The 18,000-nt window shown below is 69.7% G+C and carries 18 protein-coding genes; 9 read left to right on the top strand and 9 right to left on the bottom strand.

The features are described 5' to 3' along the window. The first annotated feature begins 3 nt into the window (after window positions 1-3). Both ACFVYE_RS34315 and ACFVYE_RS34310 read left to right on the top strand, forming a co-directional pair. Window positions 4-432, top strand: a complete 429-nt coding sequence (locus ACFVYE_RS34315) for a thiol-disulfide oxidoreductase DCC family protein (protein ID WP_383961811.1) — start codon at window positions 4-6, stop codon at window positions 430-432. Between the two features lie 23 nt (window positions 433-455). After that, window positions 456-1,166 carry a TetR family transcriptional regulator gene (locus ACFVYE_RS34310; protein ID WP_327273389.1) on the top strand — a complete coding sequence of 237 codons (711 nt, stop codon included), beginning with the start codon at window positions 456-458 and terminating at the stop codon, window positions 1,164-1,166. Between the two features lie 94 nt (window positions 1,167-1,260). On the opposite strand, the gene ACFVYE_RS34305 is transcribed toward ACFVYE_RS34310, so the two are convergent. From ACFVYE_RS34305 to ACFVYE_RS34295, 3 genes are all read right to left on the bottom strand, one after another. Further along, window positions 1,261-2,817, bottom strand: coding sequence for an ABC transporter substrate-binding protein (locus ACFVYE_RS34305; RefSeq protein ID WP_383961877.1), 1,557 nt, complete (start codon window positions 2,815-2,817; stop codon window positions 1,261-1,263). Between the two features lie 188 nt (window positions 2,818-3,005). Then, window positions 3,006-4,277 carry a metallophosphoesterase gene (locus ACFVYE_RS34300; protein WP_383961808.1) on the bottom strand — a complete coding sequence of 424 codons (1,272 nt, stop codon included), beginning with the start codon at window positions 4,275-4,277 and terminating at the stop codon, window positions 3,006-3,008. A 29-nt stretch (window positions 4,278-4,306) separates the two neighbouring features. Next, complete coding sequence (locus ACFVYE_RS34295; RefSeq protein WP_256103017.1) at window positions 4,307-4,552, bottom strand: SCO4848 family membrane protein; 246 nt, start codon at window positions 4,550-4,552, stop codon at window positions 4,307-4,309. 121 nt (window positions 4,553-4,673) lie between these two features. On the opposite strand from ACFVYE_RS34295, the gene ACFVYE_RS34290 reads away from it, so the two are divergent. Further along, window positions 4,674-5,930 (top strand): D-alanyl-D-alanine carboxypeptidase family protein, encoded by a 1,257-nt coding sequence (locus ACFVYE_RS34290; protein ID WP_383961805.1) that lies wholly within the window; start codon window positions 4,674-4,676, stop codon window positions 5,928-5,930. Here the strand turns inward: ACFVYE_RS34290 and ACFVYE_RS34285 are convergent. Further along, a complete protein-coding gene (locus ACFVYE_RS34285) occupies window positions 5,878-6,807 on the bottom strand; it encodes a YihY/virulence factor BrkB family protein (protein WP_389608111.1) in 930 nt (309 codons plus the stop codon). The two genes, ACFVYE_RS34290 and ACFVYE_RS34285, sit on opposite strands and share 53 nt — an antisense overlap. Window positions 6,808-6,948: 141 nt before the next feature. Between ACFVYE_RS34285 and ACFVYE_RS34280 the strand changes: the two genes are divergently transcribed. Both ACFVYE_RS34280 and ACFVYE_RS34275 read left to right on the top strand, forming a co-directional pair. Then, window positions 6,949-8,298 carry an FAD-binding protein gene (locus tag ACFVYE_RS34280; RefSeq protein WP_389608110.1) on the top strand — a complete coding sequence of 450 codons (1,350 nt, stop codon included), beginning with the start codon at window positions 6,949-6,951 and terminating at the stop codon, window positions 8,296-8,298. A 105-nt stretch (window positions 8,299-8,403) separates the two neighbouring features. Next, window positions 8,404-9,234: a decaprenylphospho-beta-D-erythro-pentofuranosid-2-ulose 2-reductase gene (locus ACFVYE_RS34275; protein WP_389608109.1), complete on the top strand. Its 831-nt coding sequence runs from the start codon at window positions 8,404-8,406 to the stop codon at window positions 9,232-9,234. 20 nt (window positions 9,235-9,254) lie between these two features. Here ACFVYE_RS34275 and ACFVYE_RS34270 read toward each other — a convergent pair whose 3' ends face one another. After that, window positions 9,255-9,845 (bottom strand): 2'-5' RNA ligase family protein, encoded by a 591-nt coding sequence (locus ACFVYE_RS34270; RefSeq protein ID WP_382957045.1) that lies wholly within the window; start codon window positions 9,843-9,845, stop codon window positions 9,255-9,257. A 119-nt stretch (window positions 9,846-9,964) separates the two neighbouring features. Further along, entirely contained in the window at window positions 9,965-10,978 is a 1,014-nt protein-coding gene (gene trpS / locus ACFVYE_RS34265) for a tryptophan--tRNA ligase (RefSeq protein ID WP_383961792.1), read from the bottom strand. A gap of 240 nt (window positions 10,979-11,218) precedes the next feature. Here trpS and rocD point away from each other — a divergent pair, with 240 nt between their 5' ends. Then, window positions 11,219-12,424 (top strand): ornithine--oxo-acid transaminase, encoded by a 1,206-nt coding sequence (rocD, locus tag ACFVYE_RS34260; protein ID WP_383961789.1) that lies wholly within the window; start codon window positions 11,219-11,221, stop codon window positions 12,422-12,424. A gap of 289 nt (window positions 12,425-12,713) precedes the next feature. Here the strand turns inward: rocD and ACFVYE_RS34255 are convergent, their stop codons facing one another. Then, on the bottom strand, window positions 12,714-13,922 hold the full coding sequence (locus ACFVYE_RS34255; protein ID WP_383961786.1) for a glutathionylspermidine synthase family protein: 1,209 nt from the start codon (window positions 13,920-13,922) through the stop codon (window positions 12,714-12,716). Window positions 13,923-13,928: 6 nt separating this feature from the next. Next, window positions 13,929-14,204 (bottom strand): hypothetical protein, encoded by a 276-nt coding sequence (locus tag ACFVYE_RS34250; RefSeq protein WP_383961783.1) that lies wholly within the window; start codon window positions 14,202-14,204, stop codon window positions 13,929-13,931. A gap of 126 nt (window positions 14,205-14,330) precedes the next feature. On the opposite strand from ACFVYE_RS34250, the gene ACFVYE_RS34245 reads away from it, so the two are divergent. Continuing rightward, window positions 14,331-15,194 (top strand): hypothetical protein, encoded by an 864-nt coding sequence (locus ACFVYE_RS34245; RefSeq protein WP_389608120.1) that lies wholly within the window; start codon window positions 14,331-14,333, stop codon window positions 15,192-15,194. Between the two features lie 48 nt (window positions 15,195-15,242). Here ACFVYE_RS34245 and ACFVYE_RS34240 read toward each other — a convergent pair whose 3' ends face one another. Next, on the bottom strand, window positions 15,243-16,646 hold the full coding sequence (locus tag ACFVYE_RS34240) for a PLP-dependent aminotransferase family protein (RefSeq protein WP_389608108.1): 1,404 nt from the start codon (window positions 16,644-16,646) through the stop codon (window positions 15,243-15,245). Between the two features lie 47 nt (window positions 16,647-16,693). On the opposite strand from ACFVYE_RS34240, the gene ACFVYE_RS34235 reads away from it, so the two are divergent. Continuing rightward, window positions 16,694-17,206, top strand: a complete 513-nt coding sequence (locus ACFVYE_RS34235) for a carboxymuconolactone decarboxylase family protein (RefSeq protein WP_383961777.1) — start codon at window positions 16,694-16,696, stop codon at window positions 17,204-17,206. 58 nt (window positions 17,207-17,264) lie between these two features. Continuing rightward, window positions 17,265-17,999: an isocitrate lyase/phosphoenolpyruvate mutase family protein gene (locus ACFVYE_RS34230; RefSeq protein ID WP_383961774.1), complete on the top strand. Its 735-nt coding sequence runs from the start codon at window positions 17,265-17,267 to the stop codon at window positions 17,997-17,999. The last annotated feature ends 1 nt before the right edge of the window (window position 18,000 follow it).

The following is an 18,000-nucleotide window of genomic DNA, read 5'->3' as shown; positions in this document are numbered from 1 at the left end:
GCCATGACGGCCGGAACAGGCGGGCAGCGACTGTCCGTCGAACACCTCACGGTGCTGTACGACGCGCAGTGCTCGCTCTGCGTCCATCTGCGCCAGTGGCTGATGAAGCAGCGCCAACTCGTCCCGCTCGACCTCGTCCCTGCGGCCTCCGAAGAGGCGCGCCGCCGCTTCCCCGGACTCGACCACGCCGGGACGCTCGACGAGATCACCGTGATCGGCGACCGGGGGCAGATCTACCGCGGGACCGACGCATGGATCGTCTGCCTCTGGGCACTGGCCGAACACCGGCCCAGGTCCCACTGGCTGACCACCCCGGCGGGCCGCCCGTTCGCCCGGGCGACCGTGCTCGCAGCCGCGAAGTACCGGTCGCTGACCGCGACACCGTGCGGCGACGGGGACAGTGCCTGTACGGTCCCCGGATCCGGGGACTGACCGGGGCGGATACCCTCGGGACTGTGGTGAAGGAAGCGAAGGACGTGAAGGAAGTCAAGGCTCCCAAGAGCGAGCAGACCCGCACACTCATCCTCGAAACCGCGCTCCGGCTCTTCCAGGAACGCGGCTACGACAAGACGACGATGCGGGCCATCGCCCAGGAGGCCGGCGTCTCCGTCGGGAACGCCTACTACTACTTCACGAACAAGGAGCACCTCGTCCAGGGCTTCTACGACCGGCTCGCCGCCGAGCACGAAGCGGCGGTCCAGCCGGTCCTGGACGGCGACAAGGACCTCGCGGTGCGGATGCGCGGGGTCCTGCTCACGTGGCTGGACGTGGCGGAGCCGTACCACCGCTTCGCCGCCCAGTTCTTCAAGAACGCCGCCGACCCGGAGAGCCCGCTCAGCCCGTTCTCGGCGGATTCGGTCGCGGCCCGCGAGGCGGCGATCTCCATCCACCGGCGATGCCTGGCCGGCTCCGACGCCAAGACCGACCCCGAACTGGCGGAACTGCTGCCGCAGTTGATGTGGCTGATGCAGATGGGCCTGGTGCTGTACTGGGTGTACGACCGGACTGAGCACACCGAACGCAGCCGCCGCCTGGTCGAGCGCTCCGCCCCGATCGGTGCCCGCGCCATCGCGCTCTCCCGGTTCCGGGTGCTGCGACCGCTGGTGCGGCAGATTCACGAGGTGCTGGAGGAGTTCCTGCCCGGCGCCGCGAAGCGTCGGGCCTAGGCAGGCCCGCAGGCAGAGGGGCGGCCGTCCGGCAGCGCCGGGACGACCGCCCCTCGGATCCTGTCGCACGCGCCGGGTCCGGCGCGGCGGACCGTCAGATCCGCTTCAGTTCCCACAGCCGCCAGATGCCGGTGCCGTCCGAGAGGTACTGCGAACCGGAGACCTCGGTCGTGCTGACGACGTAGTCCTTCTTCTGCCACAGCGGCACGAGCGGCACATCCTCACCGACCAGCGCCTGGAGCTCCTTGAAGTCCGCCGAGGTACGGCTGCGGTCGCTGTACTGCAGCGTGGCGCCGATCAGGGCGTCCATCTTCTTGCTGGCGTAGCCGTTGTGAAGGCTGTTGGTGCGGCCCACCAGCGGCTGGCTGAAGGTGTCGGGGTCCGGGTAGTCGGGAAGCCAGCCGACGGTGTACGCGTCGTACTTGCCGGCCGCGTACTCCTTCTGGAACTTCTGCCAGTCGACGGCCTTGACCGTGACCTTGAACAGCCCGCCCGCCTCCAACTGGCGGCGCAGCTCCGCGGTCTCCTTCACGTATGCCTCGTCACCGCCGCGGTAGCCGAAGGTGAAGTGCAACGGCGTCTGCACGCCGGCCTCCTGCAGGAGCTTCTTCGCGCGCGCGGGATCGGGCGACGGATAGGCGTCGAAGAACGGTGTGCTGTGCCCGATGTAGCCCTGCGGGATCAGCGAGTAGAGCGGTTCGACCGTGCCCTTGTAGACATCGGTCACCAGCGGCCCGCGGTCGACGAGCGACGCGATGGCCTGCCGGACCTTCTTGTCGGCGAACGGGGAGCCGGCGCGGACATTGAAGACGAGATTGCGGATCTCGGCGCTGTCCGCCTCGGTGACACGCAGATCGGGGTCGCCGGGGTTCAGCTCGGCGAGCGTGGCCGGCGGCAGCTGGCGGTGCGTCACATCGACCTGTCCGGACTTCCAGGCCGCCAGGAGTGCGTCCGACTCCTTGTAGTAGTGCACGGTGACCGGGACACCGGTCTTGCTCAGTGCACCCTTGTACCGGGGGTTGGGGACCAGCTCGGCGGTGGCGCCCGGCCGGTACGACTTCAGGGTGTAGGGGCCCGAGCCGTCGACCGTGCTTCCGGCCCGGAGCTTGTTCGGCGGGTACGACTCGCGGTCGACGATCGAACCGGCTCCCGTGGCGAGCTTCTGCGGGAAGGTCGCATCACGCGAGGAGAGGTTGAAGGTGATGGTGCGGCCCTCGGACACCACGTTCTTGAGGCTCGGGAACAGCACCGACGGACCGACATCCGTCTTGATCCTGATCATGCGCTCGATGGAGTACTTGACATCGGCGGCGGTCATCTTGCGACCGTTGGAGAAGAACAGATCGTCGCGCAGCTTGCACTGGTATGTCTGGAGCTTCTGGCCGATGAACCCACAGCTCTCGGCGGCGTCGGGTTCGGGGACGATCGCCCCGGACTTGAACGTCATGAGGGACTGATAGATGTTGCTGTACATCGCCCAGGAACCGGCGTCGTACGCACCCGCCGGGTCGAGCGAGGTGACTTCGTCCGTCGTACCGACCGCGATCGGGTCCTTCTTCACCTCGTCCGAAGGAAGCAGCTGCCAGGCGCCGACGCCTGCGATGACCAAAACCGCGAGAATCGCGAGAATCCGTAGCCGGATCGACCGCATTGCCGTGCTCTCCCTTACCAGCCCCACCTCGGCGTTGCGCTCAGACACGCACATCACCGCATGCTCGCGCTCAGCCAATCACACGATTTTCACATCTGGAAGAGCAAAACTGGGACTCATAGCCTTTTGTTCGGCACTTGAAACCTTGGGTTCATCAACAAGGTCTGCAACAGGCCATCGACGGAGAGTCAGGCCTGCCGGGAGGCGAGTTCCACGACGGTGATGTCGGAGGGTGCACCGACTCGCACGGGCGGCCCCCAGGCGCCCGCTCCGCGCGAGACGTACAGCTGGGTGTCGCCGTAGCGGTCGAGCCCGGCGACCGTGGGATTGGCCGACTCGGCGATGAAATTGCCCGGCCAGAGCTGGCCACCGTGGGTGTGGCCGGAGAGCTGGAGGTCCACGCCGTGGGCGACGGCATCGTGGATGACGACGGGCTGGTGGGCGAGGAGGACGGCGGCGCGGGTACGGTCCCGGTCACCGAGCGCGCGATCGAAGTCGGGCCCCTGCCCCTCGCTCTCCCCGGCGATGTCATTGACGCCCGCAAGATCGAATCCGTCGATCTCGACCCGGGCATTCTCCAAAGGGTGAAGTCCCAATTCCCGTACATGATCGACCCATTGGTCGGCGCCGGAGTAGTACTCGTGATTTCCGGTGACGAAGAAGCTGCCCCGGCGGGCACTCAGCCGCGCGAGCGGCTCCGCGGCCGGACCGAGATCGGCGACGGTTCCGTCGACGAGATCCCCGACGACGGCGACCAGATCCGGCTGGGTCCGGTTGATCGTGTCGACGATCCGCTGGGTGTGGGCGCGGCCGAGGATCGGGCCGAGGTGGATGTCGCTGACGACGGCGATCCGGAAGCCGTGCGCGGAGCGGGGCAGCTTGGCGAGCGGGACAGTGATCCGCTTGACCCGCGGCCCGCGCAGCACGCCGTACGTGCCGTAGCCGACCGTGCCGAGCCCGGCGACGGCGGCGGCGCCCCCGACGGCCCGTGCGACGAACAGGCGGCGCGTGGGGACGGCGAGGGTGTCTGCGACGGGGGCGTCGGCGACGAGGATGTCCGCAGCGGGGGCGCCGGCGGCCTCGGGCGTGAGCACTTTCGTCACGGCCGGACGATTGGACCGACTTGACTCATTCGCCCGGCCCGCGAGCGCCCGTCGCAGAATCGGCCGCACCGCCTCGCCCACCAGCAGAGCCAGCGTCAGATACAGCAGCGCGGCCAGCCACAGGTACCCCGGCCAGGCCAGCACCCGCTGGAGCCAGAAGGGTGCCCCCGTGCGGCCGGAGACCAGGGCGCCGACGCTCAGCAGCGGCAGGAGGTACGCGGCCACCGTGCCGGTTCTGCGCAGGGCGCTGCCCTCGGCCGTCGTGTCACCGACGAAGCGGCGCCACAGATAGCGGTGCACGCCGACGAGCAGCGCGAGCACCACGACTGCCGTCACCGCGAGACCGGCCACTGCCACTTGCGCTCCCCCGCCCGTCGTACGGCTTGTTATGCACCTTCGCGGCGCAGGGCCCTGACCCCACGGAACCCGATCACACCAACGGCCGTCCCCAGGAGAAAGGACGTGATGGCGAGCAGCAGATGCACCCAGAAGTACGCAGTCGGGTCACCCGCGTCGTCGAAGGCGAGTCCGCTGCCGTCCTTCCACAGGTTCTTGACGAAAGTGATCCAGATGAACCAGCTCCACACCCCGAAAGCGAGCAGGAACCAGGAGACGGGGCGGCTGAGCTTCATGGCCCCAGTATCTCCGCCTCGCTCCGGCGAAGTCGCCCGGGGTGGGCTGTCCCGGCGGTACACACGGCGGGTCAAGCCATCCGTACCCACATTCATATCTTCGCCCTGTACGTTTCCGACCGTGCCTGCTCTGAAAAAGATCGCGTTGACGGTCGCCTCTGCCGCCTTGTTGTCCACATTTGTCGTCAGTCCGGCATCGGCGGTCGACAAGGACACCCCCGCCAACCGGCCGAAGCCACCCAGCGGTATGTCCCGGGTCGGTGGCGAACTGCTGAGCCGGGCCGGCACGCAGGTCAAGCTGGGGGTCGGTGCCCCGGTACTGCCCAAGGACCTCACGGGCAGGTCCTGGATCGTCGCGGACGCGGAGAGCGGCGAGGTCCTCGCGGCGCACAACCCGCACTGGCGGCTGCCCCCCGCCTCCACCCTGAAGATGCTCTTCGCGGACACCGTGATGCCCGGACTGCAGCCGAAGACCCGGCCGTACACGGTGCAGGAGAAGGACCTCGCCGACCTCGGCGAGGGAAGCAGCCTGGTCGGTGTCAAGGAACACCTCAGCTATACGGTCCACGACCTGTGGCTCGGGGTGTTCCTGCGTTCGGGCAATGACGCGGTGCATGTGCTGTCCTCGATGTACGGCGGCATCCCCAAGACCGTCGCCGACATGCAGGCACACGCCGTGGAGTTGCAGGCGCTCGACACGAAGGTGGTGTCGCCCGACGGTTACGACGCGCCCGATCAGGTCTCCAGCGCGTACGACCTGACGCTGTTCGCCCGCAGCGGGCTGCAGAAGGCGGACTTCCGGGAGTACTGCTCGACGGCCGAGGCGGACTTCCCCGGCGCGGAGAAGAACGGGAAGCGCGAGAGCTTCAAGATCCAGAACACCAACCGGCTGCTCACCGGTGCGGACGGCGTCGACCCGTACAAGGGCATCGCGGGGGTCAAGAACGGCTACACCACGCACGCGGGCAACACCTTCACCGGTGTCGCCGAACGCAACGGCAAGGTGCTGCTCGTCACCGTCATGAACCCGTCGTCCAATGAGCCCCACGCCGTCTACAAGGAAGCCGCCGGCCTCCTCGACTGGGGCTTCGCCGCGAGCGGCAAGGTGACCCCGGTCGGCGAACTGGTGCCCCCGAAGTCCGCCAGTACCGGGACCGGCACCGGGAAGGGCCCCGCGGCGGCGCACCAGGAGGAGGACAAGGGCAGGAACGGCTCCTCGCACAACACCGAGGCCGCTGCCGCCGACGGCGGCAACAAGGGCGTCGGGATCGCGCTGGGAATCGCCGGAGGCGTCCTGGTGCTGCTGGCCGGCGGGGTGTTCCTGGTCAACCGGCGCTGGCCGCTGCCGGACCTGGTGCGCCGCCTTCCTCGTCGCTGACGGCCGCGGAGTCCTTCCGGGTGTCCTTGCTGTTCCGCGTCGCCGTCCAGGCGGCGCAGAACAGCAGCAGTTTTGCCGTGAAGTTGATCCACAGCAGCAGCGCGACCGGCACCCCGAAGGCGCCGTACATGCTCTTCGACGCGACGCCCTTCATATAACTGCCGAGCAGCAGCTTGAGGAGCTCGAAGCCGACCGCGCCGATCGCCGCGGCGACCAGTAGCCTGCGCCGCGGGGGATCGACGCCTGGCAGCAGCGTCAGCAGATAGAGCAGCAGCAGGAAGTCGGCGAGGGCCGCCACGACCAGGGCGGCCACCTGCAGCACCACACCGCCCGCGCCGTGGTCCGAGATTCCCAGCAGACCGGCGGTCCAGCCGACGGCGACGGAACCGGCCGAGGAGACGGCAAGAGTCACGAGCGCCGCCCCGCCCAGACCGAAGAGCAGCCCGACGTCCTTGAGTTTACGGATGACCGGATTGCCCAGGTCCATGTCGTCCATGCCCCACACGGCGCGCAGGCAGCCCCGCATCGCGCCGATCCAGCCGATGCCGGTGAAGAGCAGCAGCGCACCGGCGACCAGCCCGACCGTGCCCGCGTGGGCCACCAGATTGCTGATGCCGAGCTGGTCGGAGATGCCCGGCACCTGCTCGGCGATCTTGTCCTCGATCTTGTGGATCTGCTCGGTGGAGAGCAGCGCGGCACCGATCGCCGCACCGACCGCGATCAGAGGGAAGAGCGCCAGGAAGCTGATGAAGGTGATCGCGGCGGCGAGCCTGGCCCAGTGGACCCGTTCCAGCGTTTCGTACGAGCGCCAGGCGTGCGTCGCCATCAGCCGGGAGACGATCGGCCCGATGACAGGGAGGTTTTTCAGCCAGTCCATGACGTACGACTACCCTCCCGGGCACGGAAAACCGGCATCCCCTTCACTGCCGTACGGGCTGACACTTACTCAATCACCCATATCGGTGAGTGTTGTAACAAATCCCTCGAAAGGGTTTTCTCGGGCGATACGGTCACCACCATGTCTGTCGACACCGTGTCCCTGACCGGCTGGGGCCGTACCGCCCCGACGACCGCCCTGCGTTTCCGCCCCCGTACGTACGAGGAGGCGGCGGCGACGGTACGCGGCTGCGGACCCCGCGGTTCCATCGCCCGGGGGCTCGGCCGGTCCCACGGCGACGCCGCACAGAACGCGGGCGGCTCCGTCCTCGACATGACCGCGCTGAACCGGATCCGCACCATCGACGCCGGGACCGGCCTGGTGGTCTGCGACGCCGGGGTCAGCCTGCACCGGCTGATGGAAGTCCTGCTGCCGCTCGGCTGGTTCGTCCCCGTCACACCGGCCACCCGTCATGTCACCGTGGGCGGCGCGATCGGCACCGACATCCATGGTCGCAACCATCACTTCTCCGGGTCCTTCTCGCGGCATGTCAAGGAGCTGAAGCTGCTGACGGCCGAGGGCGAGATCCGTACGGTCCGGCCCGGCACCGATCTCTTCGACGCGACCGCGGGCGGCCTGGGTCTGACGGGTGTGATCCTCTCCGCCACGCTCCGGTGCCACCGTGTCACCAGCTCCTGGATGTCGGTGGACACCGAACGGACCGTCGACCTGGACGACCTGCTGGCCAGGCTCTCCGCCGGGGACCACCGATACCGCTATTCGGCCGCCTGGATCGATCTCCTCGCCCGCGGCCGGGCGACGGGGCGCTCCGTACTCGCCCGAGGGGAGCACGTACCCCGGTACGCGCTCCCGGCGCACGCCCGGCGCACACCACTCGCGTTCCGCCCGGGACAACTGCCGGTCGCACCCGTACTCGTACCCGAAGGGCTGATCGGCCGTACCTCCGTCGCCATCTTCAACGAGCTCCGCTACCGCAGCGCCCCCAGGTACCGCGTCGGTGAGCTCCAGAAGCTGTCCGCGTTCTTCCACCCCCTGGACTGCCTGCCGCACTGGAACCGGATCCATGGGCGCGGCGGATCCGTGCGGTACCAGTTCGTCGTCGGGCACGGACAGGAGGAGACGCTGCGCCGGATCGTGCGCCGGATCTCCCGGCGGCGCTGCCCGTCGTTCCTCGCCGTGCTCAAACGGTTCGGCGAAGGCGACCCGGGCTGGCTGTCGTTCCCGATGCCAGGCTGGGCGCTCGCCCTCGATCTGCCCGCCGCTCTGCCGGGCCTGGCCGGATTCCTGGACTCGCTGGACGAGGAGGTGGCGGAGGCCGACGGCCGGGTCTGCCTGGCCAAGGACTCCCGGCTGCGGCCTCAGATGCTGGCCGCGATGTATCCACGGCTGGACGAATTCCGGTCACTGCGCGCCGAGCTGGACCCGAACGGAGCGTTCCGCTCGGACCTGTCGCGCCGCCTGTCGCTCTGACCGCTGCGGCCTTCCGCCTCTCGTCCTCCCTCCTCCCCCTCGCCCCTCTCGTCCCTCTCGTCCCCCTCGTCCCCCTCGTCCCCCTCGTCCGCAAGGAGTGTTTCCGTGAAGGACGCCTTCGGTGCCCCGCAGTCCCTGCTCGTTCTCGGCGGCACGTCTCAGATCGCTCTCGCCACCGCACGCCGGCTGATCGCCCGCCGGACCCGTACGGTCTGGCTGGCCGGCCGCCCCTCCCCGGCCCTCGACTCGGCCGCCGCCGAACTGCGCACACGCGGCGCCGACGTCCGTACGGTCGGCTTCGACGCCCTCGACTCCGAATCCCACGAGACCGCCCTCGGCAAGATCTTCACCGAGGGCGACATCGACATGGTGCTCCTCGCCTTCGGCATCGCGGGCGACCAGGAGCGTGACGAGGAGGAGCCGCTCTCCGCGGTCCGGGTCGCCCGGACGAATTACACGGGCGCCGTCTCCGCCGGGCTGGTGTGCGCCGGAGCACTCCAGGCTCAGGGGCACGGCTCGCTGGTGGTGCTGTCCTCGGTGGCCGGCGAACGCGTCCGCCGTGCCGACTTCATCTACGGGTCCAGCAAGGCGGGCCTGGACGCCTTCACACAGGGGCTGGGGGACGCGCTGTACGGCACGGGGGTGCATGTGATGGTCGTACGTCCCGGCTTCGTACGGCCGAATACGGCGGTCCGGCCCGCGACGCCGCGGCTCACCGCGGCACGGTTCGCAGCTGCACCGCTGGAGGCGTCGCCTCTCGCAACGACTCCGGACGCGGTCGCGGCGGCGATCGTGACGGGTCTGCGGCGGCGTTCGGAGACGGTGTGGGTGCCGGGGTCACTGCGTGTGGTGATGTCGGCACTGCGGCATGTACCGCGCCCGCTGTTCCGGCGCCTGCCGGTCTGGTCCTCGGCCGCCGGGGCGCTCAAGGAGTGAAGAGGGCCCGCCGGGTCCGCTCAGGGATGCAGGGAGGGCTCGTCCACGGAGGAGCCGCCCTGCGCGGGCACGGCGGGCGCGCCGTCCCCGGCACCGAACGGGAACTCGTTGATCTTGCGCCAGACGCCGTCCGGGCCCTGCTCGTACAACGCGAAGGAACCGCAGGTCCAGGCGGCCTCGTAGTCGGAGAGCTCCTCGTACGCCCGGTCCATCGCCTGCTCGGCGATGTCGTGCGCCACGGTCACATGCGGGTGGTACGGGAACTGGAGCTCGCGCACCAGCGGCCCGGAGGAGTCCCTGACCCGCTTCTGCAGCCACGAGCAGGCCGAGGCCCCCTCGACGACCTGGACGAAGACGACCGGCGAGAGGGGACGGAAGGTCCCCGTGCCGGCCAGCCGCATCGGAAAGGGGCGGCCGCCCGTGGCGATCTGCGCGAGATGCGCCTCGATCGCGGGCAGGTCGGCCGCCTCGGCCTCGGTCGGCGGCAGGAGCGTGACGTGGGTGGGAATGCCGTACGCGGCAGGATCCCCGAAGCTCGCGCGCCGCTCCTGGAGCAGGCTGCCGTAGGGCTCCGGGACCGCGATCGAAACGCCGAGCGTTACGGTCCCCACGTCGTTCTCCTCAATCCTCGATGGTCGATGGTCGATGGCCTGTTTTCAGCCATCCACCGGATCAACTTCCCGTCGCCAGTGTGACGCCTGCGGCCGCGAAACCGCCAGGGTCCTTGGACTCAGTGCTTCGCGGGCAGAAAGCCCATCCGGTCGTACGTCCGGGCCAGGGTCTCGGCCGCGACGGAGCGGGCCTTCTCCGCGCCCTTGGCCAGGATCGAGTCCAGCGTCTCCGGGTCGTCCAGGTATTCCTGGGTGCGGGTGCGAAACGGTGTGACGAACTCGACCATGACCTCGGCGAGGTCGGTCTTGAGCGCACCGTAGCCCTTGCCCTCGTACTTCTGCTCCAGATCCGCGATACCGGTTTCGGTCAGTGTGGAGTAGATGGTCAGCAGGTTGCTGACCCCGGGCTTCTCGGCCCGGTCGAAGCGGATGACCGTGTCGGTGTCGGTGACCGCGCTCTTCACCTTCTTGGCGGTGGCCTTCGGCTCGTCGAGGAGGTTGATCAGGCCCTTCGGGGTGGCCGCCGACTTGCTCATCTTCGACGACGGGTCCTGAAGGTCGTAGATCTTCGCCGTCTCCTTGAGGATGTACGGGTCCGGCACGGTGAACGTGTCGCCGTAGCTGCCGTTGAAGCGCTCGGCGAGGTTACGGGTCAGCTCCAGGTGCTGGCGCTGGTCCTCACCGACCGGGACCTGGTCGGCCTGGTACAGCAGGATGTCGGCCACCATCAGCATCGGGTACGTGAAGAGACCGACCGTGGTGCGGTCGGCACCCTGCTTGGCGGACTTGTCCTTGAACTGCGTCATGCGGGACGCCTCGCCGAAGCCCGTGAGGCAGTTCATGATCCAGGCGAGCTGGGCGTGCTCGGGGACATGGCTCTGGACGAAGAGCGTGCAGCGCTCCGGGTCGAGACCGGCGGCGAGGAGCTGGGCGACAGCGAGCCGGGTGTTCGCGCGCAACTCCGCGGGGTCCTGCGCAATGGTGATCGCATGCAGGTCCACGACCATGTAGAAGGCGTCGTGGGATTCCTGCAGCGCCACCCACTGGCGGACCGCACCGAGGTAGTTGCCGAGGTGGAACGAGCCTGCGGTGGGCTGGATTCCGGAGAGCACGCGGGGGCGTTCAGAGGCCATGAAACCCATTGTCTCAGGTGCGGAACCGATCTCCGGCAGCCGGTGCGGAAGGTGTGCGGACGCAGGACACGCACCGCCGTGAATGAGACGAGGAACACAGCCGGGCCGGCGGGACGGCCGCGGGCGGTGGACGGCACGGACGGGCGCGCCGTGAATTGAAGGTTTCCTCGCCAGGGTTCCGACCGACGATACAAAGTGGGCACCACCCTCCGCCCACGCCGCACGACGAACGGAGATCCCGTGTCGACCACGGAAACTGCCATCGCCTCCGCCGAGGCGCACAGCGCGCACAACTACCATCCGCTGCCCGTCGTCGTCGCTTCGGCGGACGGAGCCTGGATGACCGATGTCGAGGGCCGGCGCTACCTCGACATGCTCGCCGGATATTCGGCGCTCAACTTCGGCCACGGCAACCGGCGCCTGCTCGACGCGGCCAAGGCACAGCTGGAGCGGGTGACCCTCACCTCGCGCGCCTTCTACCACGACCGGTTCGCCGATTTCTGTACGCAGCTCGCCGAGTTGTGCGGCATGGAAACGGTGCTGCCGATGAACACCGGGGCGGAGGCCGTGGAGACCGCGGTCAAGACCGCCCGCAAGTGGGGCTACCGGGTGAAGGGCGTCCCGGACGGCATGGCGAAGATCATCGTCGCCGCGAACAACTTCCACGGCCGGACGACGACGATCATCAGCTTCTCCACGGACCAGGAGGCACGGGAGGACTTCGGTCCGTACACGCCCGGGTTCGAGATCGTGCCGTACGGGGATCTGACCGCGCTCGCGGAGGCGATGACCGAGAACACCGTGGCGGTGCTGCTGGAGCCGATCCAGGGCGAGGCCGGGGTGCTGGTGCCGCCGCCCGGCTATCTCCCCCGGGTGCGTGAACTCACCCGTGAGCGGAATGTGCTGTTCATCGCGGACGAGATCCAGTCGGGCCTGGGCCGGACCGGGAAGACCTTCGCCTGTGAGCACGAGGGTGTCGTGCCGGACATGTATGTGCTCGGCAAGGCGCTGGGCGGTGGTGTGGTCCCGGTGTCGGCGGTGGTCTCGTCGAAGGATGTGCTCGGGGTGTACCGGCCCGGTGAGCACGGTTCGACGTTCGGCGGGAATCCCCTTGCCTGTGCGGTCGCGCTGGAGGTCATCGCGATGCTCCGTACCGGCGAGTTCCAGCAGCGGGCGACCGAGTTGGGCGAGCACCTCCACCAGGAGCTGCGGCTGCTGGTGGGCGGGGGCGCGGTGGAGGCGGTACGGGGCCGCGGGCTGTGGGCGGGTGTCGACATCGCCCCGAGCCACGGCACCGGCCGGGAGATCTCCGAGAAGCTGATGGACCGGGGGGTGCTGGTCAAGGACACCCATGGCTCGACGATCCGGATCGCCCCGCCGCTGGTGATCAGCAAGGAGGACCTGGACTGGGGGCTTGAGCAGCTCCGCGGCGTCCTGCGCGGCTGAGTTCCGTCGTCGGTCGCCGGGCAGGCTCCAGGGCCTTTCTTCCGGATCGGGCCAGGGCCCGGGAGTCCGGCATGATCCGGACGGAAGGCCTTAGACCGACCGGCAAATGGGGGGTGGGAGAAGGAGCGGGGCTGGGTGCGTGCAGCTGCAAGGCGGAGGAGGGAGGCAACGCGATGGGGTCTCCCCTGCTCGAGCGAAGCCGAGAGCTTGGGGAAGTTGGTGACTGACGACAACGCCGCAGATGCGCGTGCCCAGCCCCACGACGCCGCCCCCCATTTGCCGGTCGGTCTTAGAGGATCACGTGAGGCAGGAAGCGGGCGTACTCGTCCGTGACCGGCCCCGCCGATTCACGGATGCCGAGCCCGGCCGCCTCGTCCTCGACGACCCATGCACCCAGCACCACCCGGTTGCCGTCGAAGTCCGGCAGCGGCGCCAGTTCCTGGTAGCAGCACGGCTCGTCCCGCAGCATCGCGGGGCTGCCCGGCTCATGGATCGTGACCCCGGCCCCCTCACGGCCGAGCAGCGGCTTGGCGACGTAGCCGGGGCCACCTCCGTCGCCCGCCCCCGTACCCGTCGCCGCGAGTTCACGGGGGCCGTCGAGATAGGAGGGGAGCAGGTTCGGGTGGCCCGGAAAGAGCTCCCAGAGGATCGCCAGCAGCGCCTTGTTGGAGAGGAGCATCTTCCAGGCGGGCTCGATCCAGCAGGTGGTGCCGGTGCCGCCGCCGTTGTCGAGGGTGTCCAGCACATGCGGCCCGAACCGGTCGGTCGCCAGCCACTCCCACGGGTACAGCTTGAAGCAGCTGCGGATGAAGCGGAGCCGCTCGTCGACGAACCGCCCGGTCAGCCGGTCCCAGCCGATCTGTTCGACGGAGAGCGCCTCCGTGTCGATGCCGGCCTGTTCGGCGGTCTCGCGCAGATAGGCGACCGTCATCAGGTCCTCGCCCAGCTCGTCCCCGTCGGAGTGCGCGAAGTGCAGGGGTCCGGGCGGCAGCAGGCCGGCCTGCCGTTTCCACGCCGCGACGAGACGTTCGTGCAGAGAGTTCCACTGGTCGGCGCCCGGGAAACGGTCCTCCATCCAGAACCACTGGGCGCTTGCGGCCTCCACCAGGGAGGTGGGGGTGTCCGCGTTGTACTCCAGCATCTTCGCCGGACCTGTTCCGTCGTAGCGCAGGTCGAACCTGCCGTACAGGGAAGGCAGTTCGTCACGGCGGCGCCAGGACTGGGCGATGAGTCCGGACAGTCGTCGGTCGGTGATGCCGAGATCGGCGAAGCGGTCCTGCTCCACGATGTGGGCGGCCGCGGCCAGACACATGGTGTGCAGTTCCTCGACGACGTCCTCCAGCGCCTCGACCTCGGGCAGCGAGAAGACGTAGTAGGCACTCTCGTCCCAGTACGGGCGCAGTGATCCGTCCGGGTAGCGGGTGAGCGGGTAGACGAGCCCCTGCTCCTCCACCGTCCGCTGCCAGCCGGGACGCGGCTGCGTGGTGCGGCGCTCCATACCGGTTCAGCCGCCGCCGGTGCCCGAGCAGCCGAAGCCGCCGCGGTCGACCGCGGACTTGTTGAAGCTGCCGCCCTGCACCTTGCCGTTCTTGCTGCTGCCGCCGTAGTAGTACGACCCCTTGCCGCTGACGTCCTTGCACTGGTAGCTCGGCAGCTTGTCCTGGGTGAGCGGGTCGACGCACCGCTTGTCGGGTTCCGAACCGCAGGAGGTGATCATCGCTGCGAGCACCCCCATGCCGCCGAGTACCACCGTGCTCGACCTCAGCCTGCGTATGGCCATGCTTCCGTTTCCCCCGTCGTACGAATCAAGCCAGTGTGGCCACTTGTCAGATTAGATGGCTGTCCACCGCGGCCGAAAGCGGGTGCACCGAACGGCCGCAAGTAGAGTCCCTTTGTGTTCTTCGGGATGATCTGCGCGCTCGGCGCCGCCGTCTGCTTCGGTACGGCCTCCGTCCTCCAGGCCGTCGCCTCGCGGGCCGCCGCCGAGCCGGGGTCGGACGCGGGAGTCGATCCGGCGCTGCTGCTGCGCGCCTTGCGCCAGTGGCGCTACATCGCCGGACTCGCCCTCGACGGCTGCGGTTTCGTCCTCCAGATCATCGCCCTGCGGTCCCTGCCGATCTACGCGGTGGGCGCCGCCCTGGCCGCGAGTCTCGCGGTGACCGCCGTAGTCGCCGCCCGGCTCCTCAAGGTGCGGCTGAGCGGCGTCGAATGGACCGCGGTCGGTGTCGTCTGCGCGGGCCTGGGCATGCTGGGGCTCGCCTCCGGCGGTGAGGGCCACGGGACCGGTTCGGCGGCCCTGGGCTGGACCATGCTGGGGATCTCCCTCGGCATTCTGCTGATCGGCGCGGCGGCCGGGCGCCTGCCGGAGAGGCCGCGGGCGCTCGTTCTGGGGCTCGGCGCGGGGTGCGGTTTCGGGGTGGTGGAGGTCACGGTCCGGCTGATCGACGACGTGTCCCCGTCGGCGCTGCTCGCCGACCCGGCCGGGTACGCCCTGCTGCTGGGCGGCGGTACGGCGTTCCTGCTGCTCACGTCGGCGCTGCAGCGCGGTTCGGTGACGACGGCGACGGCCGGCATGGTGCTCGGCGAGACGATCGGCCCGGCACTGGTGGGCGTCATCTGGCTCGGGGACCGTACCCGTGAGGGCCTGGTCTGGCTGGCGGTCGCCGGTTTCGTGGTGGCGGTGGCGGGAGCGCTGGCCCTGGCCCGGTTCGGCGAGGCCCCGGCGGACACCCCCGAACCGGCCGAACCGACCGTCCCCGGAACGCCGTAGGACGTAGGTCCGGTCGCCGAACTGCGCTCTGCCGTGCGACGGCAGGGCCTACGGCAGCACCCGGCACAGTGCGTCCAGTGCGCCCGCCCAGGCGCTGTCCGTCGGTGTCCCGTAGCCGATGACCAGTGCGTCGCGCCCCGGCGCCGCCTCCGGGTGCCGGAAGCGCGAGATCCCCTCCAGTGCCAGCCCCTGCCACGCGGCAGCCCGCATCGCCGCCGGCTCGCTGCCTTCCGGGAGTTCGAGCACTGCGTGCAGTCCGGCGGCGATACCGCTGATCCGGACATCGGGGGCCCGTTGCGCCAGCACCGCGACGAGCTGGTCACGACGGTTTCGGTAGCGCAGCCGCATCGAGCGCACATGACGGTCGTACGCACCCGATTCGATGAACTCCGCGAGCGTCAGCTGTTCCAGCGCACTCGACGACCAGTCGCTCAGCCCCTTGGCCTCGGCCACCTCCCCCACCAGGTTCTCCGGCAGCACCATCCACCCCAGCCGCAGTCCCGGCGCCAGCGACTTGCTCGTCGTTCCCAGGTGTACGACGCGTTCGGGGTCGAGGCCCTGGAGCGCACCGACCGGCTGCCGGTCGTAGCGGAACTCCCCGTCGTAGTCGTCCTCCAGGATCAGCCCGCCCGTGCCGCGTGCCCAGTCGACCGCCGCGGCCCGCCGGTCGGGGTGGAGCGGCACCCCCGTCGGGAACTGGTGCGCGGGCGTCATCAGGACCGCGCCCACGCCGCACAGCCCGGCCAGTTCACCGGTCCTGGCCCCGAGTCCGTCGACCGGCAGGCAGGGCATGCGCAGCCCGGCGTCCGCGAGCAGTTTCCAGTGCAAGTCCAGTCCGTACGACTCGACGGCCACCTCCCGCACCCGCCGCTTGCGCAGCACCGTCCCCATCAGCTTCAGCGCCTGCACGAAACCGGCACAGATGACGATCCGCTCCGGATGCGCGTGCACACCGCGGGCGCGGGCCAGATAGTCGGCGAGGACGGTGCGCAGCTCGATGCGCCCGCGCGGATCGCCGTACCCGAAGGCGTCGTTGGGTGCGGCGGTCAGGGCGCGCCGGGCCGCCTTGAGCCAGTCGGCGCGCGGGAACGTCGAGAGGTCGGGCGACCCGGGCAGCAGGTTGTGGGCGGGCCGCGAGTGCACCGGCCGGGATCGTGTCGCCCTGGTGGCCGTCCGGCGCGGCTCGGCCCGCTGCGCCACCCTGGTCCCCGAACCCTGCCGGGCGGTGAGCCACCCCTCGGCGACCAGCTCCGCGTACGCGTCGGCGACGGTGTTCCGGGCGATGCCGAGGTCTACGGCGAGGCTGCGGGAGGACGGCAGCCGGGTGCCTGGCGCCAGCCGCCCCGTCCGTACGGCCTCGCGCAGGGCGTCCATGAGCCCGGCCCGCAGCCCCACCGCGCCCGTCGTGTCCAGATGCAGGTCGGCACCGAAAGTGGCCCAGGAATCTGTCATGTAAATGGACCATACCGCTGTGCCATCCACGACGTAGCGTCGTACCCATGACGACGAACGAGCACAACCACCCGACCTCCGAACTCAACCCCGAGCACACCCCCCGTATCCGCTGGGCCGAGCTCGCCCCCGATGTCTACAAGGCCATAGTCCGGCTGGACGCGGCGTCCCGCAGGGGCCTCGACCCGGTCATCGGAGAGCTGGTGAAGATCCGTTCCTCCCAGCTCAACCACTGCGCGTTCTGCCTCGACATGCACACCAAGGACGCACTGGCGGCGGGCGAGTCCACCGAGCGGATCATCCAGCTCAGCGCATGGGAGGAGTCGCAGCACTTCTACACGCCCAAGGAGATCGCGGCCATCGAGCTGACCGAGGCGGTGACCGTACTGACCGACGGTTTCGTACCGGACGAGGTGTGGGAGAAGGCGGCCAAGCACTTCGACGAGACCGAGCTCGCCCACCTCGTCGCCGCGATCACCACGATCAACGTCTGGAACCGGTTCGCCGTGTCCACCCGGATGGTCCCCGGCCACTACACGCCGGGCGACATCAAGCACTGACCCGGCACGCCCCGCACCCCGCCCCTCCCTGATTCGGAGCATCCCCAGGAGCCCCGCGATGACCGCATCCGTCCTCCGTGCCCTGCACCACGACCGCGCCCCCGGCGATCCGCTGATCCTCCCCGGCCCCTGGGACGCGGCGAGCGCCCGCGTCTTCGCCGATGCGGGCTTCCCGGCGCTCGCCACGCCCAGTGCCGGGATCGCGGCCTCGCTCGGTTACGAGGACGGGGCGACGCCCGCCGCCGAGATGTTCGCAGCCGTGGCCAGGATCGTGCGCGCCGTCCCGGCCGCCGTCCCCGTCTCGGCGGACATCGAGGCGGGTTACGGACTGGCGCCGGAGGAACTCGTGGAACGCCTCCTCGGCACCGGAGCCGTCGGCTGCAATCTGGAGGACTCGGCCGACGGCACCCTCGTCGATGCCCAGCGGCAGGCGGACCGGCTGGCGGAGGTACGGGCGGTCGCGGGCGACCGGCTCTTCGTCAACGCCCGCGTCGACACCTACGTCCACGGCGTCCCCGACGGCACGGACCAGGAGGCGGAGACGGTTCGCCGCGCCCTGCTGTACGTGGCGGCGGGCGCGGACTGCGTCTACCCGATCCTGGCCCCGCCCGAGGCCCTGCCCCGACTGGCCGCCGCCGTGCCGGGGCCGCTCAACGCCCTCGCCCGGCCGGACGGCCCGAGCCCGCGCCGGCTGGGGGAACTGGGTGCCACCCGGATCACTTTCGGCCCCGGGCTACAGCTCCGCGCCATGGCGGCCGTACGCGAGATCGCGGACGAACTGCAGAAGGGGTAGG

The organism is Streptomyces sp. NPDC058239 (assembly GCF_042882185.1).
Lineage (GTDB): Bacteria > Actinomycetota > Actinomycetes > Streptomycetales > Streptomycetaceae > Streptomyces.
Note: the sequence above shows the minus strand (reverse complement) of the source record. Positions and strands in the feature narration are given on the sequence as shown.